The organism is Paraburkholderia sp. SECH2, assembly GCF_030464795.1.
GTDB classification, from domain to species: domain Bacteria; phylum Pseudomonadota; class Gammaproteobacteria; order Burkholderiales; family Burkholderiaceae; genus Paraburkholderia; species Paraburkholderia aspalathi.
Genome location: NZ_JALPRH010000014.1, coordinates 40,582 through 65,860, shown reverse-complemented (window position 1 = coordinate 65,860; position 25,279 = coordinate 40,582). Strand labels below are relative to the sequence as shown.

Here is a 25,279-nt window from a genome sequence, read left to right as displayed (position 1 = left end):
CCAAACTGCCGTCGAGTCTAACTGATTTTGAACCTGATCTGACCTCGTCCATTCGGCCAGGTTCTGCCCTGGGAGCGCGTTTGTTATGCTGTCGCTTCAATGTCTGTCGCGGCCCGGGCGTTCCGCTCGCGTCGCCTGCTTTCCCAGGATCCATGCTCCAACTCTTCTACTCGAACCGCTACGAAACCCTTGTCGGCGCGCTACTCGACGACCTGGCAGAAGCGCCGTCCGATCCCTGGACCGCGCAGCCCGTGATCGTCCCGAGCGCGGCGGTGCGGCGGCGGCTCGAGCTCGACATCGCGGCGCGCCAGGGAATCTGCGCGAATGTCAATTTTGGTTACCTCGCGCAGTGGTTGTGGGCGCAAATCGGCGGCGTGATCGAAGTGCCCAAGCATTCGCCATTCGCGCCGGACCGGCTCGTCTGGCGCTGCTACCGGTTGCTGGGGGAGGCGGATGAAGCATTGCCGTGGAATGCGTCGCCGCGTCTGCGTACTTATCTCGATGCGGCGGATGCATCGATGCGCTATGAACTGGCGCGGCGCGTCGCTACCGTGCTCGACCACTATCTGACTTATCGCCCGGAATGGCTGCTGCAATGGCAGAAGGGCGGTTCGATTTTCGCGAGCGGCGCGGCGGATGACAAGGGGCCGCGTCTCGTTGGCGCAAGTGAAGCGGCCCGTGAGGACGAGCGTTGGCAAGCCGCGCTGTGGCGTGCCGTGCTCGCCGAAGTAGCGGGCGACGCGCAAACGCCCGCAGCCGCCTTACCGCCCGCTTATCGCTTTCTCGAGGAAATCGGCACGCTCGATCTCGAAGCCATCTCGAACGCACAGTGGCCTGAAGCGGTCAGCGTGTTCGCGCTGCCGACCATGCCGCCGCTGCACGTCGCCTTGTTGCGCGCGTTGTCGCGCTGGGTTGACGTGCGTCTGTATGTGATGAACCCGTGCCGTGAATTCTGGTTCGACGTCGTCAGTGCGGGCCGCGTCGAAGCGCTCGATGTTGCTGGTCAGCTCGACTATCAGGAAGTGGGTCATCCGCTGCTAGCCGAATGGGGCCGTCAGACTCAGGCGCAACTGCATATGCTGCACGAGCTGACTGAGAGCGCTGCATCTGGCGAGACCGGAGACTTCACCGAGAATCCGGAACCGAGCTGGCTCGCCGCCGTGCAGAACGGCATCCTCGATCTGCGGGCTGAAGCGGGAACAGACGCGGACACGGACGAATTGCCGATCGAAAACGGCATTGAAGTCCACGTGTGTCACAGCCTGTCGCGGCAGCTCGAAGTGCTGCACGACCGCCTGCTTGGCTGGTTCGATGAGTTCGACGATCTGCAGCCGTCCGATGTGCTCGTTGCCGTGTCCGATCTCGCCGCCGCCGGGCCGTTGATCGATGCGGTATTCGGCACCGCGCCGCCTGGCGATACTCGCCGCATTCCGTATCGGATCACCGGCTTGCCGCCTTCGCAGGCCAATCCGGTCGCGCGTTTGCTGCTCGATTGGCTGGCCTTGCCTGAGCGTAGCGTGGGCGCGCCGGATCTGATCGAATGGTTGCGTGTCGATGCGATCGCCGCGCGTTACGGCATCGATGCCAGCGCGCTTGAAGCTGCGCAGGAATGGCTCGCGGCAGCCGGTGCGCGTCGCGGGCTGGTGCCTGGCGAGCCGACGGGCGAGCACGTGCCTGTCGAGCGTCATACGTTTGCGGATGCGCTGACCCGTCTGTACCTTGGCTATGCGATGCCGGATGGCGGCGAGCCGGTCGATGCCTGGCTGCCCGTTGAAGGCGCTGATGGTTCGGACGCGGAGCTTCTCGGCCGCTTGTCGCGTTTCGTCGACGATATCGAAACCTTCGCGCAGCGCTGCTCGGTCGAGCAGACGCCCGCCGAATGGACGCAACTGCTGCTCGAAACGCTTGCGCAGTGTTTCGACGGCGGCGTGGCGTTTGCCGATTCGCTGGCGGCAGTACGCGACGCGATCGACAAGATGGGCGACGCGATGCAAGCGGGCGCGCAAGATGTCGTGCTGCCGGCCGCCGTGGTGCGCGGCGCGCTCACCGAGGCGCTCGACGACCCGGCGCGCGGCGGCGTGCCTTGGGGCAGCGTGACGTTTTCGTCGCTGACCAGCTTGCGCGGTTTGCCGTATCGCATCGTCTGCCTGCTCGGCATGGATGACGGCGTGCTGCCGAGTCTCGCCCGCGCGGACGAATTCGACCTGATGGCCGCGTTCGGCAAAGCAGGCGACCGGCAGCGCCGCGACGACGAACGCAATCTGTTTCTCGATCTGCTGCTGGCCGCGCGCGACCGGCTGTTCATCGCCTATACCGGCCGCAGCATTCGCGACAATGCGCCGTTGCCGCCGGCCGCGCTGGTCGATGAATTGCTCGACCACCTCGCGCAAGTGTCGGCGGGGGAAGGGGCGAGTCCCGCGGAGATCGAAGCCGCACGGCATGCGTTCATCATTGATCATCCGCTGCAGGCGTTCGCGTCGGACTATTTCTCGTCGCAGCGCGGTCTTTTCACTTACGACGTGGATCGCGCGGAACTGGCCAGTTTGCTGGCCGCGCCGCAGCATCCGGCCGCCGCGCCGTTCTTCGATCAACCCTTGCCGCCCGAAGAGACGGCCTCAGTCGCATTCGACGAATTCGTGCGCTTCTGGCGTCATCCGGCGCGTGCGTTGTTGCGCGACCGTTTGGGGATCGTGTTGTCGGATGCGCAGGGTGAATTGCTCGACACCGAGCCGTTCGAACTCGATTGGGCCGGACGGGATGCGCTGGCGGAGCGGCTCTTGCCGGTACTGCTGGACAGCGAGATCAAAGACGACGACAGCATGTTCGAGCGCGTGCGCCGCGTCGCCGCGGCCAGTCCCGAACTGCCGGGTGGCGCGACCGGCGCGGTATGGCGCTCGCGCGAACTCGGCGCGCTGCGACAGCTCGCCGACAGCGTGCGCCGCGAAGTCGCCTCGGGTGTGGAACGGTTGCCGTTCGTGCTGGATATCGTGCCGCGTTGGCCTCACAGCGCTGACATTGCAGATACGCTTTTCGGCTCGCATGACGCCGCACTGCGCAAAGCGGCCGAAACACCGTTGCAACTGCATGGCACCTTGAATTTGCTGACCGAAACAGGACAAGTGATTTTCCGCTACGCCAAGCCTACTGCGCGCGACTATCTATCGGCGTGGCTTGCGCATCTGGTCTATTGCGCGGCGCTGCCGAACGGCCCACGCCGTACGGTTTGGCATGGCAGTGGCGAGAGCTTCGAGTTCACGCCGGTCGCCGCGCCACTCGATGAGCTGGCGCCGCTTGCGGCGTTGTTCAGAGCAGGGCGCATGCTGCCGCTGCGCTTTTTCCCAAAGAGCGCGTGGGTGAAGGTCAGCGAAAGCGATTCCGCGGCGCAGGGCGTGTGGATCAATGATCGGGTGCGCGGTGAATCAGATGACCCTGCCTTGCGCATCGCGCTGCGCGGCACGCCGCTTTCGCTCGACGAACCGTTCGGCAGTCTTGCCTCGATCGTGTTCAAGCCGCTCGTGCAGCATCTGCGGAGCGCGTCATGAGCGGCGCCGTTCACCATCACGCACTGGTCGCGGAAGAGCTCGACGTCTTCGCCTGTTCGCTCGACGGCGTCAATCAGATCGAGGCGTCGGCGGGAACCGGCAAGACCTGGAACATTTGCGCGTTGTACGTGCGTCTGCTGCTCGAAAAGAACCTGAACGCGGATCAGATTCTCGTCGTGACCTTTACCAAGGCGGCGACCGCAGAGTTGCACGAGCGGATTCGCGGGCGGCTCGCGGAACTGGGCCGGGCCATCGATACGGACGACGACGGTGGCGATCCGTTCATCCAGCGTCTCTTTGAAACGACGCTGGCGCCGGAGCGCGGCATCGATCGCGAGACCGCATTGAAGGTCGTCCGCCGCGCACTGCGCACGTTCGACCAGGCCGCGATTCACACCATCCACGCGTTCTGTCAGCGTGCGTTGCAGGAGGCGCCGTTCGCCGCGGCCATGCCGTTCGCCTTCGAAATGGAAGCCGACGATGCGGCCTTGCGTTTCGAAATGGCGGCCGATTTCTGGCGCGAGCAGGTGGAACCGGTGGCCTACGCGCATCCTGCGTTTGCCGCATGGCTGGTGGCCAAACGCGCCGGTCCCGCGTCGCTCGATGAGCAACTCGCGCGGCGCCTGAAGAAGCCGTTGGCGCAGTTGCGCTGGGGCCAGCTCGATTCAGCTGGAAACAATGCCGATCCGCAGACGGTTTTCGATGCGGCCTGCGCGATGTGGCGGGCGGAGCGCGACGCGATCGTCAGTCTGCTTGGACAAGCGCAGGACCGTCTGAGCAAGACCTCGCACAAGCCTGAACTCGTGAGCGCCGCGATTGCCGCATGGACCGAATACTTCGCTCAGGGCGATTGCCATGCGCCGCCGCCCAAGGCTGCCTTGAAACTGACGGCTTCGGCGTTGAAGAAGGCGACCAAGGTCAAGTTCGAACCGCCCGAGCATCCGTTCTTCGAGCACGCCGAAGCGCTCTCTGCCGCCGTGATCGCAGCCGAAGCCGCGCAACGCGCGCGCTGGCTTTCGCTCGTCGAAACATGGCTCGACTACGCGCCGGCCGAACTGATAGCGCGCAAACGCACGCGCCGGGTGGTGTCGTTCGACGATCTGCTGTCCAATCTGTATCGCGCGCTCGCGGCCAACCCCTGGCTGGCCGATGCTTTGCGCGCACGTTATCCGGCCGCACTGATCGACGAGTTTCAGGATACCGATCCGTTGCAGTTCGCGATCTTCAGCCGTATCTTCGCGCCGGCTGGTCCGCTGTTTCTGGTCGGCGATCCGAAGCAGGCGATCTACAGTTTTCGCGCGGCGGATTTGCATACTTATCTGGCGGCGCGTGAGGCGGCTTCGGCGTGCTACACGCTTGCGGTCAATCAGCGTTCGACCGCGCCGATCGTCGAGGCCTGCAACCGGCTGTTCGAAGCCAATCCACAGGCGTTCGTGCTCGACGGTCTCGGCTATCAGCCGGTGCGGGCTGGCGAGCGGCGTCGTCCGCCGTTCTCCGAACCGGATGCAAACGCGGGGGACTTCCGCATCTGGACTTTGCCGCAAGGCGACGCCGCGTTGACCAAACGCGAAGCGCAGCGCGCGGCGAGCGAAGCCTGCGCCGCCGAGATCGTGCGGCTCCTGCGCGGCGCACGCGAAGGTTCGGTGACGATCGGTGATGCGCCGCTTGCGCCAGGCAACATCGCAGTGCTTGTGCAAACTCATAAGCAGGGCAGTCTGATCAAGCGTGTGCTGGCGTCGTGGGGTGTGGGCAGCGTGGAACTGGCGCAGGCCTCGGTGTTCGCGACGCTCGACGCTGAGCAGATTGAACGCGTGCTGGCCGCAGTTGATACGCCGGGCGATCTGCGCCGTTTGCGCGCCGCGCTCGCTACTGATTGGCTTGGCCTCGACGCGGCCGCGCTGTGGCGCCTGGAGCAGGTCGCCGACGCACCGGCGCCGGCCGACGATCCCGCACATGCCGCGGACGCGATGGGTTGGGTCGAACGTTTCTCGCGCTATCGCACGCTATGGCACGAGCGCGGTTTCGCTTTGATGTGGCGCACGCTGATGCGCGAACTGCGCGTCGCGCAGCGTTTGGTGGCCGGGCCGGATGGCGAGCGCCGTCTGACGAATGTGAATCATCTGGCCGAACTCGTGCAGGCGCGTGCCGCCACGCAGCCCGGCATCGCGCCGACCTTGCGTTGGCTCGCCGCGCAACGCACGCAAGGTGGCGGCGAAGACGCGCAATTGCGGCTCGAGTCGGATCGCAACCTTGTGCAGATCGTCACCGTGCACAAATCGAAAGGGCTGGAATATGCGGTCGTGTTCTGTCCGTTTCTGAACGACGGTGCGCTGCGCGAGCCGCCATCCTCCGGCTTGCCCGATGCACGCGAATATCACGACGAAACCGGCGGCGCGGTATTGCATTACGGTTGCGACGACGAGGAAGCCGAACGCGCCTCACGTTACGCGGCGCGCGAACAGGCGGCGGAACGGGCACGGCTCGTCTACGTTGCGTTGACGCGCGCGGTGTACCGTTGCTATCTCGTCGCAGGGACTTATCTTTCGTCGCGCTCCACCAAGGAGTCGCGGCGCAGCGTGCTGAACTGGCTGGTGGGTGGCAACGGTCACAGCTTCGACGATTGGCTCACCGATCCACCCGACGAAGCCGCTTTGTCATCATCGTGGCAGGCGCTGGCGGGCGGTCCGATCACGCTGCAGGCATTGCCGAAAGTGGAGCGCCGTGCGCCCTTGGAAAGCCTCCAGGACAGCGGCGCGCGGATGCAGGCGCGCGCCAATCGGCGGCCGTTGCGTGACCAGTGGCGCATGGCCAGCTTCAGCGGCTTGATCGCCGCCGGCAGCAAAGCGGAGGAGGCGCATACGCCGCTGGAAGAGGTACGCCCCGATCACGACGAGATCGCCGACGCGCTAACGCCGATGCCATTAGCGGTGCCGCAAGCGCCGTCCTACGCGGAGGACGACATTTTCGCGTTTCCACGCGGCGCGGCGGCGGGCGAGTGTCTGCACCGCATGTTCGAGCTCGCGGATTTCACCGATCCGCAGACATGGCCGGACGCCATCCGGGGCGCGTTGCGCGAGCGTCCGGCGCCGGCAGTGCCCGAACTCGCGGCACGCTTGCCCGCCATGATGCATAACCTGATCGCGGACGTGGTGAGCACCGAGCTTGTGCCCGGCATGGCGCTCGCCAGGTTGAATCCGCGGCACCGTCTGAACGAACTCGAATTTCTGTTTGCCGCGCCTTCGCTCGATTTTCCGGCGTTGCGCGAGTTGCTGATCGAACACGGCTATCCCGACGTTGCGCTGGAACCCGGCATGTTGCGTGGTTTCGTCAAAGGATTTATCGACATGATCGTCGAGCATGACGGACGCTTCTGGATCGTCGACTGGAAGTCGAACCATCTGGGCGACACCGCTACCGACTACGCCGCGGCGCCGCTCGAAGCGGCCATGGCGGGCCACGCTTATCACTTGCAGGCGCTGCTTTATACGGTGGCGCTGCATCGCTATCTGAAAACACGGGTACGCGATTATGCGTACGACACGCACATCGGCGGCTATCTCTATCTGTTCGTGCGCGGGGTTCGTCCGCAGTGGCGTGACGCCGATGGAGCGGCCGGCGTGCATATGCGGCGGCCTGCATTCGAACTCGTGGCGCTGCTCGACGCGGCAATGATTGGAGGTGTCGCATGAGCACGTTCGAGCGGAACTCTTCCGCGCCGCCGGAGCTCGACGACATCGGGGTGAATCTGCCCGCGCCGGCCGATTTCAGCACCGCGCTCGCCGAAGGGTTCGCGCGCCGCATCGGCACGTTGGCGCGGCGTGGCGGCGCCTCGGGCGAGGCTGTGAAGTGGGCCGCGCGGGCCGCCTTTGCCGCGAGCCGTGCGACTGCCGAAGGGCACGTGTGCCTGCCGCTGGCGGTGCTGGCGCGACGCTTCGATGCATCGAGCGCGGAAGTGCGTGCAGCGCTGTTCGCCAGCGGCATGGCTAGCGACGGGTCACAAAGTGCGGCGGCGTTGCGGCCGCTGGTGGTCGATGGGCAAGGGCGGCTGTATCTGGCGCGCTACTACGACTATGAGCGGCGTCTTGCGCGTTCGCTGGTTGCGCACGCGAGTGCAAATGCAGGCGCCAGTGCAGGCGTAGACACGGACGCTACCGCTCAAACGTTGCACGAACGTCTGTTGCGCTACTTCGGCCTCCCGCAGGACGATGAAGTCGACTGGCAACGTGTCGCGGCAGTCATGGCGCTGTCCGGGCGCTTGACCATCGTCAGCGGCGGCCCAGGTACCGGCAAGACGACGACGGTGGTCGGCGTGCTCGCCTGTTTGCTCGATGCGCGGGCCGATCTGCGAATTGCATTGGCGGCGCCCACTGGCAAAGCCGCGCAACGCATGCAGGAAGCCTTGCTCGCCCGTGCCGGCGATTTGCCGCCCGAACTCGCCGCGCGCTTGCCGCAGACGTCGTACACCTTGCATCGGTTGCTTGGTTCAGGGCCGGGTGCGCGCTTCCGGCATCATCGCGACAACCCGCTGCCTTACGACGTCGTCGTGATCGACGAGGCTTCGATGATCGACGTGGCGATGGCGGCGCATCTGCTCGACGCCATTGCGCCGCAGACGCGTCTCGTGATGCTGGGTGACAAGGACCAGCTCGCTGCCGTCGAGGCCGGTGCGGTGTTCGCCGAGCTCAGCGCGCGGCCTGCTTTTACGGAGAACGGACTGCAGAGGATTGCTGAGGCGCTGGGCATCGAATCGGCGCGGTTGTCGGATGCACTGCCGGATGCATCGAGCGGCTTCGACGAAGAGCCTGACGATTTTTTCACGCAAACGGGTGCGCCAGACGATTTCGATACGCAGCCTGACGATTTGTTCGTCTCAGCACCGCCTTCGCCCGCCCAAAACCCGCTCGCCGACTGCGTCGTCTGGCTCGAGCGCAACTATCGATTCGGCCTCGAATCGCCCATCGGCCGTTTGTCGCTCGCGATTCGCAACGGTGCGGCCGGCGCGGCCCTCGAAGTCCTGCGCATCGATCCGGCCGAACCCTGCGCAGCGGCGCTGTACGAAGATACGCATGCGACGCTCACCGATCGCACAATCGCGCGACTCGCCGTAGGTTTTGCCCCGTACGCGGATGCGCTCGCCGAAGCACTGGCCGCCGATACACCGGACCCGTTGCCGCTGTTCGACGCGCTGAACCGTTTTCGAATTCTGTGCGCGACCCGCTCGGGGCCGCGCGGCGTCGATCAGGTGAATGCCGCAATGGCCGCACAGGTGCGGCGCGCAGCGGGTGTGACGCTGGCCGTAGGCGCGCAGTGGTTCGCTGGACGCCCCGTCATGGTGACGCGCAACGATTACGCGCTCGGTCTGTTCAACGGCGACATCGGCATTGCGCTGCCGGGTGCGGGCGGTGCGTTGCGCGTGTATTTCCGTACCGGCGACGGCGGTCTGCGTGCTGTATCGCCTGCTGCACTGCCGCCGCACGATACGGCATTCGCGCTCACGGTTCATAAGTCGCAAGGCTCGGAGTTCCAGCATGCGGTGTTGATGTTGCCGTCGGTGTTCAGCCGCGTGCTGTCGCGAGAGCTCGTCTACACGGCGATTACCCGTGCACGTGAGCGTGTGGAAGTGATTGGCGCGCGCGCCGTGCTGGCGCAGGCCATCGCGACGCCGACGCAGCGTGATTCAGGTCTAGCCGCGCGAATTGCGGAGGCGTGCCGCGTCGCCTAGCGGGATCGTGTGGGCGAGGCACGTATTCGTTCGCGAGCTCAGCAAGGAGTCAGTGCGATTCAGGCAGTCCGTGTGGCGCAGGCAGGCGAGGCAACTTGGGCAGCTAAGCAGCCGGGCAGCCAACCCCTCAGCCCGTGATCCCGCCCGGCTGCACGCGCGCCTCGACCCGGCTGGGCATGGTCTTGCGATACCACACCGTCCACAGCGTCAAGGCGCCGTAAATGCCATAGCCGACGAACGGCGAGACCACCAAAAAGCGCTCGATGGGCCAGGTGAGCGCCATCCAGGCACGCAGCGCCGTTTCACCTGTCAGGCCGACGCCCCATACGAGCGTCATGAGCCGCATTGCGCTGACGAGAGCAGGCCGCTCGCGCCACAAGGCTTCAAAGCGCTCGGCGCCGCCTTCCATTTCACGGGCGACGGTGGCGCGCGCGAGATAGAAGATCAGCGGACGGCGCATCGGCAACGACAGCAGAAACACCACGCCCACCGCGCCGGACACGAGCGACTCCCGCAGCAGCAACATGCGGGGACTGCCGCCCAGCGCCATCGCCGCGACCGACAGCACGATGCCCGCCACGACCATGATGCTGAGCGCGTCGACGCGTCGAAAGCGCACCAGTTCGATCAGGCTCCAGACGATCGGCGGCACGGCGGACGCGATCAGCGCGCCGGTCTCGCCAAGGTGCGGCAGCGCGAACCGGTAGGCAAGCCATGGCAGCAGAAAGTTGACAGCCAGTTCCAGCACAAAACCCGGACGGAGTTTCATATTAATTTACGCTGTAAGCGAAAACCGCAGTATCGATGAACCGGCCGTGTCGATGCAAATAGTTTTTCGCATCGGCAGCCGCGGCGGATAGTCCGTAGTCGGTATTCGACTTTGCTCTGTGTACACTTGCGTCTCTAGCTCAATCCCATCATGACATCCCGTTATCCGATCCCGCCAAACGAAATCGAATTGACCGCAGTGCGCGCCCAAGGAGCGGGCGGCCAGAACGTCAACAAGGTCTCGAGCGCCATCCATCTGCGTTTCGACGTGCACGCTTCGTCGTTACCGGAAGTGCTGAAGATGCGCCTGCTCGCGCTGTCCGATCATCGGCTTACGCGCGACGGCGTGGTGATCATCAAGGCGCAGCAGCATCGCACTCAGGAGATGAACCGCGCGGCGGCGCTGGCGCGGCTCGACGAGCTGATCGAAAGCGTCAGCGTGACGCGCAAGCCGCGTGTCGCGACCCGGCCGACGCGCGCGTCGAATCGACGTCGCCTCGACAGCAAGGCCAAGCGCAGTGAGATCAAATCCGGCCGCGGGCGGGTGGAGGATTGACGGGATTAAAGGGATTTAAGGCGGCAGGGCCGAGGCGCTAAATCCCGGCAGAGCGACAAAAGTGCCCTGTGAGGCACCCTGAGAATCTCACGACAACGCGCGCCAGCCAACGGTCGCGGGGCTTCAGCGTTTGCCCCCGCGTCGGCCAGAGCGCGTATCGGACGGCGAAGTCATCGGCACAAAATCGACGCACAGCACATGCGTGCCGTCACGCTCGAATGCGATTGCCGCGGTATAGCAATCCTGGCCGTCTGCGAGCGAGTAGTGCGGCCCCATCATGGCGACGCGTCCTGGCGCAGCGAGTGCGTGCTTGAAGTACGCGCGCCGTGACCAGTTGCTGCGCGTATCGGTGTAGAGCGGCGCGAGCCGCAGCGGAGGCGGCGGCAGCGAGACGGCCGAGACCGACGCTTGCGTCTGTTCGCCTTGGCCGTCGGTGACGAACACGCGGCGTGCTTCGGGCAGATGCCACACCTTTTGCGCCGCCTGCCGCAGATCGCCGGTGGCTTTGAAGGTTTCGGAAGCGGCGAGCACGGCTTCGGCGAACCCTTCGAAACCGAGCCGCTGGTGGCCCGCATGAGCCTGTTCATAGGCGGCGAATTTGCTCCACATCGACTCGATCAGCGCCGGCACTTTGGCGCACGCAGCCTGCACCGAACCCTTCGGCTGGCCGAGCCAGAAACCTTGCACGAAATCGACGTCGGCCTGCATCAGGATCATCAACTCTTCGTCGGTTTCGACGCCTTCGGCCAGCACCAGCGTACCGGACTGGTGGAGCATCGCGATCAGATGGCTGATCATCGAATCGTCGCCTTCACGTTTGCCCGCGCGCGCGACCAGCGAACGGTCAAGTTTGACGATGTCGGGGCGAAAGCGCCACACGCGGTCGAAGTTCGAAAAACCGGTGCCGAAGTCGTCGATCGCAATCAGGAAGTCGCGCGGCTGCGACGCCGCGAGCATGCTGGCGACGGCGGATTCATCGTCAGCAGGTTGTTCAAGTACTTCGATGACGATGCGCTCCTGCGCCAAGCCGAAGTGCGCCGAGAGCTCGTCGATAAAGGTGCGCTGCGGCCAGCCGGTTTCGAACACCTGCGGACGCGTATTCAGAAACAGCCAGCCGGTGCTGATGCCCTGTTCCATGAAATTCGCCACGTGCAGGCAGCGTGCGATGCGATCGAGCTCGCGTGCGTCGGCGGCCGAGCGCGTGCCGGAGAAGAGCACTTCCGGCGATACCGGTAAGCCGACCGGATCGAACGCGCGCAGCAGACCCTCGTAGCCGACCACGCACTGATGCGTGACGGACAGCACCGGCTGGAACACGCTGTGCAGGGTTAGGGCGCGCCACGTCGCGGTCCAGCCGGACTCGTCCCGGACCAGATGCGGGAGCAGGCCGCTAAGGGTCAATTCGCTGACGGTCGGCATAAGGGCAGGCATGAGTGCGGGCATAGTGACATCGCGGCAAGCGGGTGACGGGGCGCGCGGACAGATTTAACGCGCAACGGATGCACAGCCCAGGCGCCGGCAGGGTAAGGCGGGCACAGCCCGGGAACGCGGAGAGCAATGCCAGCCATGCTGGGCTCCGGCGGGATTAGTCAAAACCAGTCTAGCAGTTCGAACTTCGCGTGAATGTGCGGGTTATCACAGACGCGGGATGTGGCTGGGCGGCTAACAAACCGGCCGTGGCGCGGTGGCCGGCCCCGGTCCTGTGGGTGTTTGGCGTGGGTTTCGCACTCGTTTGCCGCGCGCAGGACTGACCGTTCGAATGCAATCAATCATGCGTATGAAACCGAGGGTAGCAGGGCGGTAAGTGGCTGTCCGCCAAACTCCAGGCAAGGACGGTGCTCAGACTTTTTGCGTCCGCGGGTGGCTCTGCTGCAGGGTAATCACGGCGTGGCCGCAGGAGCCGGCCCAGTGCGCGTGAGCGCCTGCAGGATTGACGGGCGGCGGGTATGCTGCTGCTTTTCCTGAACAAACGGAGTACAGGCATGACGGAAATAGCGGTGGTCGCAATCTCGGTGGCAAAGCCGGGTTATGAAGAGCAATTGCGCGAAGCGGCAGAAGGCATCGTTGGGCCTACGCGCGAAGAGCAAGGTGCGCTTCAATACGATCTGCACCGTGACGTGCAGGAGCCGCGCCGGTTCGTGTTTGTCGAGCGTTGGAAAAGCCAGGAAGCGCTGGCGGCGCATGCAAAATCCGCGCACATTGCCGCTTATAAGAAAGCGGTGGCGGATTGGGTCGAACACGCGGAAATTCGCGTCTTGTCGAAGATCGCGTAAGCGTTCAAAGGGCGAAAAGCGGAGACGAAAAGCGGGGGCGAACAGCGGGAGATCTCTGAAGGTCGAACCCCGAAAGTCGAACGACGGCGAGTGAGCTGCCAGACCGGACACGGCCTGCGCGGCGCTCGCCGTTTATCTTTAGTGCGTGGCTTGCGGGACGTCGAGGATCAGGATGATGGTCCAGTCGGCATCGCCGTCGTGGTGATACTGGCGTTCCGCGACAATGAACGGCTGTTGCTTGCCGTCCGGGCCAAGAAACAGCACGTCGCCTTCCATCGGCAGGCACTCGACGGGCGGCAGCGCGAGGAACGCTTCCTGACCGCCGCGCGGCATCAGTTTTTCGATTTTGCGAGATGCTGCTTCAGTCCATTCGATATCTAGCTGGATGTTGCTCATGCTGTCCTCCGCACCAAGGTGCGCACAGGTTAGGGGGAGTCCGGCAGGCGCCGGTCGGTGCGCGACTTTAGCATAACGTCGGCCGGCCGCAGCGGGCCTGCGGCGAGTCCATTAGACAACAAAAAAGCCGAAACCGGCGGTGCCGGCTTCGGCTTTTCACCTTCGCGGCGAGGCCGCAGGTGATGCTGTCAAACTGCGCTTACGAACTGGCGGCTTCGGCCTTCGCGGCCTTCTTGTGATGGTGCGGGGCCATCTTGTGATGTTTCTCCGGCATAGGCGCGCTTTCCATTGCTTGCTGGCGGTTTTGCAAATCTTGCGCGCGCTGCTCGACGTCGGCGGCCTTGGCCGGATCGGTGCTCATCATGACGCCGTTGTCCTGCGCATAGGCCGCGCCTGTTACGGCACTGAGGGAAACCAGGATCGCCAGGGACACTTTCTTCATTGTTACCTCCGCAGAGTGGTAATGGACCCGAGTATTTGCCTGTCCAATCGGAAAGACAATGCATTCTAGCCAGCAATATCCGCTCCAGCGGACGTTTTGTAACTACAGTGACAATTGGTTACACCTTGTTGCGTTCGGTCCACAGTCGCTGTCGACGACGATCTCATTTCGAACTCGACAATGCGTTGGCGGCACAAAGAATATTCGCATCTCTAAATAAATTGCTTTGTCAGGAATCGCGAGATTCAGAACCATCCGATTGCACGATAGACGTGAAATTGCGCGATTCCAATCAGTTCGTGCAGTGCAATCTCTGCATTCACCAGATTGTCATAGCGCGGCAGTACACCGGGATCTGTATGCAGCGCGCTCGAGATCAGCGGCTGTGGCGTGAGGCCGAAACGATGGAAGTCGAGCAATGCGCGCGGCATCTGATAGGCGGAGGTGACGAGTATCAGCGAATCGTAATGTGACCGGTCGAGAATGGCAGAGACGTTGCGTGCGTTTTCGTAAGTCGTGCGGCTGCTGTTTTCCAGCACGATGTCCGCACGCGGCACCTGGCGCCGCAGCAGGTAGGGCAGATAGGTATCCGCTTCGGTTGCGCTATGTCGCTGCGGATTGCCGCCGCTCACGATAACCTGACACGTGGCGGCCGCACGTTTGCAAGCCGCGTAGTTTTCCGCGCTCACGGCGATGCGCGCGAGCACGTCACGCGGTGGCACGAGCACATCGTCATCGTCGTAAATAGTGCCGCCGCCGAGCATGACGATTGCGGTGCGCGGCGCGAAGCGGGCGGGCGTGTCGGTCTGCCGATGCGGCTGCGCCAATTCCAGCAATGGAGCCGTGAGCCAGCCGGCGGCGAGCAGCCAGAACAGGGCGATCGCGCCAATGGCGAGCGGCCGGCGGGCGCGTTTCCAAAGCACGATTGCTGCAAAAAAAAGCGCTAATAAAGTGAATAGAATCAATTTAAATGGGGTAACGTATGACTTTCGGGACAAATCTATGGGCCTGCTATCGCGCCGCAGCGGTTGCATCGTCGGCCCGTAGACAGAACGCTAACATGGTGTTCAGACGGGGGTTCCGAAAACGAGACCAGGGCAGCACCTGGCGGAATTCGACCGCATGAAAGCGGCCAGTTTCCAGCCAAGGGCGGGTGCTATGCGCGTCACTGGTGGCGCGGTGACGTGTTGGGCATAGATGTGTCATAGCTGCACTTTAAGAAAGAAGTGAGATGACCACGTATTCCAACGAAGCGGTACTTGAAGCGCTGCGGCGGGCGCAATATCGCCAGGTCCCATGGGCCAGACGACCGGGTGTCTTCCAATATCTTCGCGCGCTAGGCTTGATGGACACTGTTCGGCAGCGCACCGTCGCACCGGCTCCGGGCTTTCATGCACCGGTTGATATTGCCGTGCTCACCGACCGCGGCAGAGCCGAGTTCGCGAGGCTTGCGCACGACGAACGCCTGTTGAGCTGGACCGCACAGCGAATGAACGACTACGTCGTCGCGACAGCCGAAGCGCGGCCCACAGCCGCTCTCGAAGCCCGGCCTTAAGGGCGCGGGCGAAAGGCGCTGGCGCTGTATTTCCCAGCCGCTCCACGCGGCTGGCGGTGATTCCATTGCTTCGCTTTGTTGGCTGGCTGGTGCGCCTGATACAGTGCGTGCCGCTCGCCTGTTGGCGCAAAAAAAAAGCCCGTATCGCAAGGATACGGGCGTACCGGAATTACTACTGCCACGCTGTGCTAATGGCGTTGAATCAGACTGGCGCATTGGCCGGTGGTTCCCTGATCGTTCAATTCGCCATGCAGCGCGTTGTCTTGCAGCGACGATGGGCGCCGGCTATATCGAACAATGGCGGCGAACAACAGCGGCAATCCCAAGTGATTTGACACACGCACACGCCGAGCCGGTCACCGGTGCGGCGGTACATACCTAGCGGCGGCGTGCAGGGTCGTCGCGCGGCGGTTCAGGCCGCGTGCGTACATTGCTCGCGATATCGCCGCGCAAGTCGCCACGGGGCGCAGGCGGCGTGAAGTCGCGGTTGCGTGTTCCGCTTTGCTGCCAGGCTTCGATGGTGGCCGTGTGATCCGGCCGCCAGTTCCACCCTTGTGGGCGCTGCTGTGCGAGCGCCGGTGCGGCCATTGATGAAACGACAATGCCGCACAGAAGCAGTGACATTGGTTTCATGCTGAGCTCCCGTCAAGCCGATCGACTCAAGGCCTGTTTGCATACACATAAGGTATGCCGAGTGGCGAAAGCACGCTGTAAGCAATAGTAAATGGATGTTTCACCCGCAATAATCGACTCGCTTCAGGTGTCTGAAGCGAGTCGACAATGACGGCGAAGAAACGGAAGGGGACGACTCAGCTGGGCGCGCCGAAGAGCGGTGCCCATTGCAGGTCGGACGGGCGTCGAAAGACGGCGCACGGCGGCCCAGATACACGCCGGGCGCCCGCAGGCGCCCGGAGGCAAAACAATTCGCGTCAGGCCATCTTGACCGGCGCGCGCCACGATTCCGGATTGGTCCAGAATGCGCCACGCAGACGGTCGCGGCTCGGCGGTGCCGGCGGTTTCGCCGCAGTCGCGCCAATGCGGCCGCGCAGCGAAATTTCACGGCCGCTCGTGCCGAGTCGCTTAACTATTTCGGCGAGCGTACCATCGGCTTGCCATTCGTCGAAGCGACGGCGGCAAGTCGGCGGCGACGGATAGCGGCCCGGCAGTTTGGACCAGCCTTCTCCAGTCGACAGCACCCAAAGCACGGCATTGACTACTGCGCGCGCTTCCACGCGTGGTCGACCACGACGTTCGCTCCGTGCTGGCTCCGCACAGAACAACGCCTCGACCAGCGCCCACTCGTTGTCTCTCAAATCGTCGAACAGCATCATGTTTCACCTCAGCGAAGCTAACTCCGGTGCGCTGCCCCGCGCCGCGCACTCTCCATGCACTCGATAGGCGAGTGCCAAGGGGGGTCGGGCTTGCCACGATCTGCTATTCAGTCAGTAGTCATGGCGCCGACCCTGTGTGCATGTAAATGCAGGAAGTGTGCCAACTTGATCCAACTACCTGAAAGCCCTGTGACAGCGGGCCAGCGCGGGCGCTAGCTAGGGGCGTATAAGAATCCAAAAAACCCATCTCGCAAATCGGGACAATCACCAATCTTGTGCAATCAAGCCCGTCCAGCGTGCGTTTGCGCCTTATTGCTGCGCTGCAGCGTTAGCACTAAATGCGAATGTGGTGCGGCATTTCGCCATACAATGCGCATCAAACTGGGTTATTGATGAGGCTGGTAAATGAATGTGACGCTGCGTCAGCTAAGGGTTTTCATTGAGGTCGCCCGTTTGCAGAGCTTTAGTCGGGCCGGCGATGAAATCGGTCTGACGCAATCGGCGGTCAGCCGCTGCGTACGCGAACTGGAAGGGGAGATCGGTCTGAAGCTGATCGACCGGACCACGCGCGAGGTGCAGTTGACGGATGTCGGCGGCAACCTGGTGTCGAGCGTGTCGCGGCTGCTGACGGATCTGGACGACGCCTTGCGCGAGATCCGCGAAATCGGCGAGCAACGCCGCGGACGGGTGGTGGTGGCCGCAAGCCCGACGATCGCTTGCCGGTTGATGCCCGGCATAGTGGCGTTGTGCGGACGGCAGTTTCCCTACATCACTTTGGGTCTGCGCGACGACGTGCAAAGCGACGTGGTGCGCAAGGTGAAGTCAGGCGAAGTCGATTTCGGCGTGATCATTGGTCCGTTTTCTGCCGACGACCTGCTGAGCGAATCGCTGATGACCGATTCGTTTTGCGTCGTTTCACGCGAAGACCACCCCCTGGCGGCACATAAGCAGGTGGCATGGACGGACCTCGAAGGCCAGCAGCTCGTCATGCTCGATTACGCGTCAGGCAGCCGGCCGATCATCGATGCCGTGATGCAGGAATACGGCGTGAGCGCCACCGTGGTGCAGGAGCTGGGGCATTCCGCGACCGTTTTTGGGCTGGTCGAGGCGGGCGTGGGCGTGAGCGTGCTGCCCTGGCTGGCCTTGCCGTTGCCGGCTGGCGCCTCGCTGGTGGCGCGGCCGCTCGTGCCGCGCGCGGAGCGCACTGTGGAACTGGTGCGACGGCGCGACCGTTCGCTGTCGCCGGCGGCGGAGGCGGTGTGGAGTCTGATTCGTCAATTGCCGGCGCGGGCTGAGGATTTGGGCTGATGACTTTGGCCGCGCCGCTTGACTCGGTGACGTCGCCGGCGACTCCGCCGTCCCAAAAGCCGGCGCCGCGCTAAACTGTCGCCTCCCTTGGCGTCAGCCTCGACCCATTACCCGTCCATCACTGTCTGGAAGTCTCGATGAGCGAAACGGATCTGCCCGTGCCCTCCGTCCCCAACGCGCGCGACGCCGTGCGCGCACTGCGTCCTTCACAGATCCGGGAAGTCGCGAACGCCGGTTTCGGCGTTGCGGACGTGTTGCCGTTCTGGTTCGGCGAGTCCGACCGGGTGACCCCGGCGTTCATCCGCGACGCCGCTAGCGCCGCATTGGCTGCCGGCGCCACCTTCTATACGCATAACCTGGGCATTGCGCCGTTGCGGGCGGCGCTCGCGGACTACGTCAGCAAGTTGCACGGGCCGACGTCGTCCGATCACATTGCGGTGACGAGCGCCGGCGTCAACGCACTGATGCTGGCCGCGCAGCTGGTGGTGGGAGCGGGCGACCGCGTTGTCGCGGTCACGCCGCTGTGGCCGAATCTGGTCGAGATTCCCAAGATTCTGGGCGCGCATGTAGAAACCGTCGCGCTGGGCTACGGTGAGCGCGGCTGGCAACTCGATCTCGAACAGTTGCTGGCGGCGCTGACGCCGGACACGAAGATGCTGCTGATCAACTCGCCGAACAATCCGACTGGCTGGGTGATGAGCCGCGAAGAGCAGCGCGCCGTGCTGGCGCATTGCCGCCGCCACGGCATCTGGATCGTCGCCGACGAAGTCTACGAGCGTCTTTATTACGCGGACCCTGAAGCTGGCGTTGAGAGTACCCATTCACGCACGGCGCCGTCGTTTCTCGATCTCGCCACGCGCGACGAACGCGTGATCTGCGTGAATTCGTTTTCCAAGGCGTGGCTGATGACTGGTTGGCGGCTCGGCTGGATCGTCGCGCCGGCCTCGCTGATGGACGATCTGGGCAAGCTGGTCGAATACAACACCTCGTGCGCACCGGCTTTCGTCCAGCAGGCGGGCATCGCGGCCGTCCAGCAGGGCGAGCGCTTCACACGGGAATTGGTGCTCGACCTGAAGGCATCGCGCGACCATCTGGTGCGGGCGCTGTCCGCGGTGCCGGGTGTCGACGTGAAGGCGCCGCCCGGGGCGATGTATGTGTTTTTCTCGATGCCGGGTGCGTCGCGCAGTCTCGAGCTATGCAAAGCCATGGTGCGCGAAGTGGGCCTGGGCGTGGCGCCCGGCAGCGCGTTTGGTCCGCAAGGCGAGGGTTTCGTGCGCTGGTGCTATGCCTGCGACACGGCGCGGCTGGACGCGGGTGTCGAGCGTCTGAAGCGTTTCCTCGCGCAGCACGGCACGCGGTGAGGCGCGGCGGAAAGGGCGCTCGGCGTGACTGAGGGGCCCGTAAGGTTCCAATTAAGGGTCCATTTCAGTCCGATTCTCGTGTATTTCCGTCTGGTTTTCCGCGAAAGCACGCAGCTTGGGGCGCCGCTGAAAAATGCGCCGGGGATTTCGTCTTTACGCACTGGTTGTTTTTGCGTAATATGGCGCTCAGTCACGCGATTCCTTTCAGGAATATCGCTGCTCCGTCCGGCTGGGTTTGGCTCGATTGCCTGTTTCGCCTCCCCCCGGTGCGTGCTCCCATCAATATGACCGATCAGAATCGGGCGAGCGCGTCTTCAGTTCCACATCGTCTGTTTGATCCGGTTCTTTGACCACAGGGTCTGACCTAGCTGCATGAATACCCAAGAGGCGAAGATCGTCCTCGAGACTGCCTTGATCTGCGCGCAGGAGCCGTTAAAGCTCGTCGATTTGCGCAAGCTCTTTGCCGACGGCGTGTCGGCAGACACTGTTCGGAATTTGCTCGAAGACCTGAAGCAGGATTGGTCTGGGCGCGGTGTGGAGCTGGTCGGGCTGGCGTCGGGCTGGCGATTTCAAAGCAAGCCCGCGATGCGTTCGTACCTGGATCGTTTGCATCCCGAGAAACCGCCGAAGTATTCGCGCGCGGTGCTCGAGACGCTCGCGATCATTGCGTACAGGCAACCGGTCACGCGCGGCGATATCGAAGAGATTCGCGGCGTCACGGTAAATACGCAGGTCGTCAAGCAACTCGAGGATCGCGGCTGGATCGAAGTGATCGGCCATCGTGATGTGCCGGGGCGTCCGGCGCTGTACGCGACAACGCGGCAATTTCTCGACGACCTCGGTTTGAAGGCGCTCGACGAATTACCACCGCTCGCGGATCCGTCGGCGCAACTGAATGCGGATCTGCTCGGTCAGCATGCGATCGAGTTTTCCGAGGCCGGGGCCGTACAGGCATTGGCTTCGGACGAAGAGAGCCCGCTCGAAGGGCCGTCGGAATCTGTCATCGGGGAGGCTGACGCTGAAGTAGGCGAATCTCTCGACGAGACTGCCGATCACGGCCACGTTGAGGCGGTTGGCGAGGCGGCTGGAACGGAAATCGCCGGCGAACACGCTGAAGAGCATCAAACGCCGGCCGCTCAGACGCAGCACGCGGAGCCGGCTGAGGCGAGCGGGGCAGTCGAAGCAGGCGAAACTGAACTTGCCGAGGCAAGGCATGATCCGGCGGTCGCCGCACCGGCGCCTGAGTCCCATCAGGACGCTGCAGCAGCGCCGAATGGGCAGGAACATGCCGAAGCGGCGAACGTTGAACCGCAGGCCGGCGCCGCCGAGCCCGCACTGAATCACGATCCGGTCTCCCAGGCCGATCCGGCAATACCCGCGCACGACTCGGGCGTACTCCGCAATACGGAGCACGCCGCCGAGCCGAACCCGACCACGGCGGCGCACGGCGATCCTGAGGATCGCCGCGATGCTGCACAGGACGCAGGCATTCTGACCGACGACGAACCCGAGTCGCGCAGCGCCTGACGTAACCGAACTTTTTTTGCCGCGCCCGCAATGGGCGCGCGCGACCTGACATTTTGAGGTTGTTTTGACACATACCCACGACACCGATTCGTCCGAATCCGAGCGCGCCGTGCCGTCGGCACGCGCCGACGAAGCGCGTACCACGCAAGCGTCGGCAGGCGAGGGCGAGCGCCCGGCGCAGGCCACGGAAGCAGACGGTGAAGACCGTCCGCGCCGCGGTCTGCGTCGCGGACCGCGCAGCCTGATCGCGCGCCGCCGCGCCGGAGCGAAGACGAAGGGCGCCGAAGGCGCGCCCGCGCAAGGAGCGCCGGTCGTCACTGAAACGCCGCCGGACGGCGAGGTGGTCGCGCAGGTGCGCATGCCGCGCAAGGATGGCGGCGCCAAGGGCCAAGGCCCGCGCCGCAATGCGGGCGGCGCGAAGCGCGAGGGTGGTCAGCGTGACGGTGCGCCCCGCGAAGGCGGACCTCGTGAAGGCGGGCGCGGCGAGCGCCAGCCGCGCGAAGGCGGTCAGCGTCAGAATCGCCGCGGCGCGGAAGCGCCGGTGGCAATCGCAGCCGAAGCGAATCCGGACGATCTGTTTTCGTACGTCACCTCGCCCGCATTCGATGCGGACAACAGCGCCACCGGCGGCGTACGCGCCCCGATGCTGCGCCGTGGCAAGCCGGCCGCGCCCAAGCGCGTTCTGGCTGCGGACGACGACGCGCCGAAGCTGCACAAGGTGCTGGCCGAAGCCGGCATGGGCTCGCGCCGCGACATGGAAGAACTGATCGTCGCCGGCCGCGTGTCGGTGAACGGCGAGCCGGCTCACATCGGCCAGCGCATCATGCCGACCGACCAGGTCCGCATCAACGGCAAGCCGGTCAAGCGCAAGCTGGCCAACAAGCCCCCGCGCGTGCTGCTGTATCACAAACCGACCGGCGAAATCGTCAGTCACGCCGATCCTGAAGGCCGTCCGTCGGTATTCGACAAGCTGCCGCCCATGAAGACCGCCAAGTGGCTCGCGGTCGGCCGCCTCGACTTCAACACCGAAGGTCTGCTGATGCTGACCACCTCGGGCGATCTGGCGAACCGTTTCATGCATCCGCGTTACAGCGTCGAGCGTGAATATGCGGTGCGCGTAGTCGGCGAGCTGGCGGAAGGTATGCGTCAGAAGCTGTTGCACGGCGTCGAACTGGAAGACGGCCCGGCGAATTTCCTGCGCATCCGCGACGGCGGCGGCGAAGGCACCAATCACTGGTATCACGTCGCGCTCGCCGAAGGGCGTAATCGGGAAGTGCGCCGCATGTTCGAGGCAGCCGGCCTGATGGTCAGCCGCCTGATTCGCACGCGTCATGGCCCGATCTCGCTGCCGAAGGGCTTGAAGCGCGGTCGCTGGGAAGAACTCGAAGACAATCAGGTGCGTGCGTTGATGGCGTCGGTCGGCCTGAAGGCGCCGTCGGAAGAAAAGGGCAGCCGCAGAGAGGCGCCGGAGCGTAAGCAGCCGGACCCGATGCAAACGTCGATGGGCTTCATTAACCGCGAACCGGTGCTGATGTCGCATGGCCGTTTCGACCAGCAGCAGCCGCGCGGTCAAGGCCGTCGCGGTGCGGCGGGTGGCGGCTTCGGCGGTGGTGCGGGTGGTGGGTTTGGCGGCAGTAGCGGCAGCGGCGGCGGTTACGGCAATCGCGGCGCTGGCCGCAGCGCCGGTGGTTTCAGCGGCCCGATGGGTGGCGGCGGTGCACCTGGCCCGCGTGGCGGCCGTGACGTCGACGGCAATCGCGCGCCGTCGGGCAATGGCAATCGTGCGGCCGGCGGCGGTAAGCGCGCTGGCGGCCCTGGTGGCAGCAATCCGGGCGGCGGTAGCCGCGGGCCGGCCGGCAATCGCGGCGGTAACGCCAACCGCGCCGGCGGCGGTGGCAACCCCAACGCGGGTGGCGCCAATCGTGGTGGCGGCGCACCGCGCGGCCGCTCGCGTGGTCGTTAAGCGGCAAGTAACTTGAGCATGACGGTTGGCTGCTGATCGTTCATCAACGATTTACGCTTCGCCACCGTCAGAATCGATCGACGAGCTCCGCGGATTTCATCGCAGGTTTCATCTGATGCATAAAACCGCGGTGTGCGCATAAGTAGGGGCAGAGTTTTCTCGCCCTGCTTGTCCGGCGCAGGTTCGAGGCGGCGCAAGCCGCCTTGCAAAAGGCCCGGCGCGCCGCCATATCGTTGAAAGATTCCCATGAAATCAAGCGGAAATGCGCTCCCTACGGCGTTCTGCGGTTTGCGTTTGTCCCGAAAAATGGCTACAATCGCGGAGTCGCTGGGCGTGCGGCTTTTCATGTGCGGCTCAGGTGCGACCACCGGTAATAAGATGATGGGCGTTTAGCCCATTTTTTTTTGCCGCGCAGTTCTAAGTGGTTCGGCATCTCGGGTAGCACGAACGTGCGCCGGCTTGGCGCGCGGCCCGCATTGGTGTTTGCAGACAAACCCGGCAGGTCTCGCCGCGCGAACATCTTAGAGGGCACTGTGCAACTGACGGAACTGATTGAAACCACGGTCGTGGGACTCGGCTACGAGCTCGTCGATCTCGAGCGCACCGGGCGCGGCATGCTGTGTATTTATATCGACCAGCCGGCCGGCATCGCGATCGAAGACTGCGAGAAAGTCACGCGTCAGCTCCAGCACGTTCTGACGGTCGAAAATATCGATTATGAGCGGCTTGAAGTGTCGTCGCCGGGTCTCGACCGCCCGCTGAAAAAACTGGCGGATTTTGAACGCTTCGCAGGCAGCGAAGTGGTAATCACATTGAAAAAGCCATTGGACGGACGGAAATCGTACCGGGGCATCCTGCATGCTCCGCAAGGCGAAACGATCGGTCTGGAATTTGAAGGGAAGGAAGGCGCCGCGATGCTCGATTTCACCGTCGCGGATATCGATAAGGCACGCCTCGTTCCGAAAGTTGACTTTAGGAGCCGCAAACAATGAGTCGCGAAGTGTTGATGCTGGTGGATGCGCTGGCACGCGAGAAGAACGTCGATAAAGACGTGGTATTTGCCGCGCTCGAGGCGGCCCTCGCTTCGGCCTCCAAGAAACTCTTCGAAGAAGACGCGGACATCCGCGTCCAGATCGACCGTGAAAGCGGCGAGCACGAAACGTTTCGCCGCTGGAAAGTGGTGCCGGACGAAGCCGGCCTCCAAGAGCCGGATCAGGAAATCCTGCTGTTCGAAGCACGCGAACAGAAGCCGGAAATCCAGCTCGACGAATACATTGAAGAACCGGTGCCGTCGATCGAATTCGGCCGTATCGGCGCGCAGGCCGCCAAGCAGGTGATCCTGCAGAAGGTGCGCGACGCGGAACGCGAGCAGATCCTGAACGACTTCCTCGAGCGCGGCGAGCACATCATGACCGGCTCGGTGAAGCGCCTGGACAAGGGCAACTTCATCGTCGAAACCGGCCGTGTCGAAGCGCTGCTGCGCCGCGACCAGCTGATTCCGAAGGAAAATCTGCGCGTGGGCGACCGCGTGCGCGCCTATATCGCCAAGGTCGATCGCACCGCTCGCGGTCCGCAGATCGAACTGTCGCGTACGGCGCCCGAATTCCTGATGAAGCTGTTCGAAATGGAAGTGCCGGAAATCGAACAAGGCCTGCTGGAAATCAAGGCGGCAGCCCGTGATCCGGGCGTGCGCGCCAAGATCGGCGTGATCGCTTATGACAAGCGCATCGATCCGATCGGCACCTGCGTCGGTATCCGCGGTTCGCGTGTCCAGGCCGTGCGTAACGAGCTCGGTGGCGAAAACGTCGACATCGTGCTATGGTCGGAAGATCCCGCTCAGTTTGTGATCGGCGCGCTCGCGCCGGCAGCCGTCCAGTCGATCGTCGTCGATGAAGAAAAACATTCGATGGACGTCGTCGTAGACGAAAACGAACTGGCGGTCGCGATCGGCCGCAGCGGCCAGAACGTGCGTCTTGCCAGCGAACTCACCGGCTGGCAGATCAACATCATGACGCCGGACGAATCTGCGCAAAAGCAGAATCAGGAGCGCGGTGTACTGCGTGACCTGTTCATGGCGCGTCTCGATGTCGACGAAGAAGTTGCCGACATCCTGATCGACGAAGGCTTTACGAGCCTCGAAGAGATCGCTTATGTGCCGCTCAACGAGATGCTCGAAATCGAAGCATTCGACGAAGACACCGTTCACGAACTGCGTAATCGCTCGCGCGATGCGTTGTTGACGTTGGCGATCGCGAATGAAGAAAAGGTCGAGAATGTTGCACTCGACCTGAAGAGTCTGGACGGCATGGATGCCGACCTGCTCGCCAAGCTTGCCGAACATCAGATCCAGACGCGCGACGAACTCGCCGAGCTGGCTGTGGATGAACTGGTCGAGATGACCGGAATGGAAGAGGATGCCGCTAAGGCGTTGATCATGAAAGCACGTGAACATTGGTTCCAGTGAGAAATGACCATGGCGCACTAAATTGAACGCGGCCGTTAGGCCGCATGACAAGATGCTAACCGCAAGGAATC

At 63.8% G+C, this 25,279-nt stretch carries 19 protein-coding genes and 1 pseudogene; 12 read left to right on the top strand and 8 right to left on the bottom strand.

Features of this window, described 5'->3' with window-relative positions; all coding sequences use genetic code 11:
- The first annotated feature begins 152 nt into the window (after positions 1-152).
- Genes recC through M0D66_RS22360 form a run of 3 tightly spaced genes read left to right on the top strand, consistent with a single transcriptional unit; the run spans position 153 to position 9,264 of the window.
- Positions 153-3,542 (top strand): exodeoxyribonuclease V subunit gamma, encoded by a 3,390-nt coding sequence (gene recC, locus M0D66_RS22370; RefSeq protein ID WP_266211613.1) that lies wholly within the window; start codon positions 153-155, stop codon positions 3,540-3,542.
- The gene (gene recB / locus M0D66_RS22365; protein WP_266211612.1) at positions 3,539-7,231 is read left to right on the top strand and encodes an exodeoxyribonuclease V subunit beta; all 3,693 of its coding nucleotides are present in this window, start codon (positions 3,539-3,541) and stop codon (positions 7,229-7,231) included. Before recC ends, recB begins: the two co-directional genes overlap by 4 nt.
- Positions 7,228-9,264, top strand: a complete 2,037-nt coding sequence (locus M0D66_RS22360) for an AAA family ATPase (RefSeq protein ID WP_266211611.1) — start codon at positions 7,228-7,230, stop codon at positions 9,262-9,264. The genes recB and M0D66_RS22360 overlap by 4 nt, the downstream gene beginning before the upstream one ends.
- A gap of 127 nt (positions 9,265-9,391) precedes the next feature.
- Here the strand turns inward: M0D66_RS22360 and M0D66_RS22355 are convergent, their stop codons facing one another.
- Complete coding sequence (locus M0D66_RS22355) at positions 9,392-10,033, bottom strand: VC0807 family protein (RefSeq protein ID WP_266211610.1); 642 nt, start codon at positions 10,031-10,033, stop codon at positions 9,392-9,394.
- 150 nt (positions 10,034-10,183) lie between these two features.
- Here M0D66_RS22355 and arfB point away from each other — a divergent pair, with 150 nt between their 5' ends.
- Positions 10,184-10,588: an alternative ribosome rescue aminoacyl-tRNA hydrolase ArfB gene (gene arfB, locus M0D66_RS22350; RefSeq protein WP_054034662.1), complete on the top strand. Its 405-nt coding sequence runs from the start codon at positions 10,184-10,186 to the stop codon at positions 10,586-10,588.
- Between the two features lie 123 nt (positions 10,589-10,711).
- On the opposite strand, the gene M0D66_RS22345 is transcribed toward arfB, so the two are convergent.
- Positions 10,712-12,007, bottom strand: a complete 1,296-nt coding sequence (locus M0D66_RS22345; protein WP_266211667.1) for an EAL domain-containing protein — start codon at positions 12,005-12,007, stop codon at positions 10,712-10,714.
- A gap of 563 nt (positions 12,008-12,570) precedes the next feature.
- On the opposite strand from M0D66_RS22345, the gene M0D66_RS22340 reads away from it, so the two are divergent.
- Positions 12,571-12,861, top strand: coding sequence for a putative quinol monooxygenase (locus M0D66_RS22340; protein ID WP_093632755.1), 291 nt, complete (start codon positions 12,571-12,573; stop codon positions 12,859-12,861).
- A gap of 138 nt (positions 12,862-12,999) precedes the next feature.
- Here M0D66_RS22340 and M0D66_RS22335 read toward each other — a convergent pair whose 3' ends face one another.
- The 3 genes from M0D66_RS22335 to M0D66_RS22325 all read right to left on the bottom strand — a co-directional run bounded on the left by M0D66_RS22335 (position 13,000) and on the right by M0D66_RS22325 (position 14,664).
- Positions 13,000-13,257 (bottom strand): hypothetical protein, encoded by a 258-nt coding sequence (locus M0D66_RS22335; RefSeq protein WP_007182306.1) that lies wholly within the window; start codon positions 13,255-13,257, stop codon positions 13,000-13,002.
- Between the two features lie 199 nt (positions 13,258-13,456).
- The gene (locus M0D66_RS22330) at positions 13,457-13,699 is read right to left on the bottom strand and encodes a hypothetical protein (RefSeq protein WP_093632441.1); all 243 of its coding nucleotides are present in this window, start codon (positions 13,697-13,699) and stop codon (positions 13,457-13,459) included.
- Between the two features lie 245 nt (positions 13,700-13,944).
- Positions 13,945-14,664 (bottom strand): YdcF family protein, encoded by a 720-nt coding sequence (locus tag M0D66_RS22325; RefSeq protein ID WP_266211609.1) that lies wholly within the window; start codon positions 14,662-14,664, stop codon positions 13,945-13,947.
- Between the two features lie 266 nt (positions 14,665-14,930).
- Between M0D66_RS22325 and M0D66_RS22320 the strand changes: the two genes are divergently transcribed.
- Entirely contained in the window at positions 14,931-15,254 is a 324-nt protein-coding gene (locus M0D66_RS22320) for a hypothetical protein (RefSeq protein WP_054034659.1), read from the top strand.
- 378 nt (positions 15,255-15,632) lie between these two features.
- Here M0D66_RS22320 and M0D66_RS22315 read toward each other — a convergent pair whose 3' ends face one another.
- Together M0D66_RS22315 and M0D66_RS22310 are read right to left on the bottom strand one after the other, a co-directional pair.
- Positions 15,633-15,887: a hypothetical protein gene (locus M0D66_RS22315; RefSeq protein WP_093632446.1), complete on the bottom strand. Its 255-nt coding sequence runs from the start codon at positions 15,885-15,887 to the stop codon at positions 15,633-15,635.
- Between the two features lie 308 nt (positions 15,888-16,195).
- Positions 16,196-16,582 (bottom strand): annotated as a pseudogene (locus M0D66_RS22310) (transposase); the annotation flags it as partial.
- Between the two features lie 408 nt (positions 16,583-16,990).
- On the opposite strand from M0D66_RS22310, the gene M0D66_RS22305 reads away from it, so the two are divergent.
- From M0D66_RS22305 to rluB, 4 genes are all read left to right on the top strand, one after another.
- On the top strand, positions 16,991-17,893 hold the full coding sequence (locus M0D66_RS22305) for a LysR family transcriptional regulator (RefSeq protein ID WP_266211608.1): 903 nt from the start codon (positions 16,991-16,993) through the stop codon (positions 17,891-17,893).
- A gap of 137 nt (positions 17,894-18,030) precedes the next feature.
- The gene (locus M0D66_RS22300) at positions 18,031-19,254 is read left to right on the top strand and encodes a pyridoxal phosphate-dependent aminotransferase (protein ID WP_266211607.1); all 1,224 of its coding nucleotides are present in this window, start codon (positions 18,031-18,033) and stop codon (positions 19,252-19,254) included.
- A 372-nt stretch (positions 19,255-19,626) separates the two neighbouring features.
- Complete coding sequence (gene scpB / locus M0D66_RS22295; RefSeq protein ID WP_266211606.1) at positions 19,627-20,781, top strand: SMC-Scp complex subunit ScpB; 1,155 nt, start codon at positions 19,627-19,629, stop codon at positions 20,779-20,781.
- A 64-nt stretch (positions 20,782-20,845) separates the two neighbouring features.
- Positions 20,846-22,744, top strand: coding sequence for a 23S rRNA pseudouridine(2605) synthase RluB (gene rluB / locus M0D66_RS22290; protein WP_266211605.1), 1,899 nt, complete (start codon positions 20,846-20,848; stop codon positions 22,742-22,744).
- On the opposite strand, the gene M0D66_RS22285 is transcribed toward rluB, so the two are convergent.
- Positions 22,741-23,091: a hypothetical protein gene (locus M0D66_RS22285; protein ID WP_200618553.1), complete on the bottom strand. Its 351-nt coding sequence runs from the start codon at positions 23,089-23,091 to the stop codon at positions 22,741-22,743. The two genes, rluB and M0D66_RS22285, sit on opposite strands and share 4 nt — an antisense overlap.
- Before the next feature lie 186 nt (positions 23,092-23,277).
- On the opposite strand from M0D66_RS22285, the gene rimP reads away from it, so the two are divergent.
- Both rimP and nusA read left to right on the top strand, forming a co-directional pair.
- Entirely contained in the window at positions 23,278-23,736 is a 459-nt protein-coding gene (gene rimP / locus M0D66_RS22280; RefSeq protein ID WP_028199738.1) for a ribosome maturation factor RimP, read from the top strand.
- A complete protein-coding gene (gene nusA / locus M0D66_RS22275) occupies positions 23,733-25,208 on the top strand; it encodes a transcription termination factor NusA (protein WP_054034655.1) in 1,476 nt (491 codons plus the stop codon). Before rimP ends, nusA begins: the two co-directional genes overlap by 4 nt.
- Positions 25,209-25,279 lie beyond the last annotated feature (71 nt).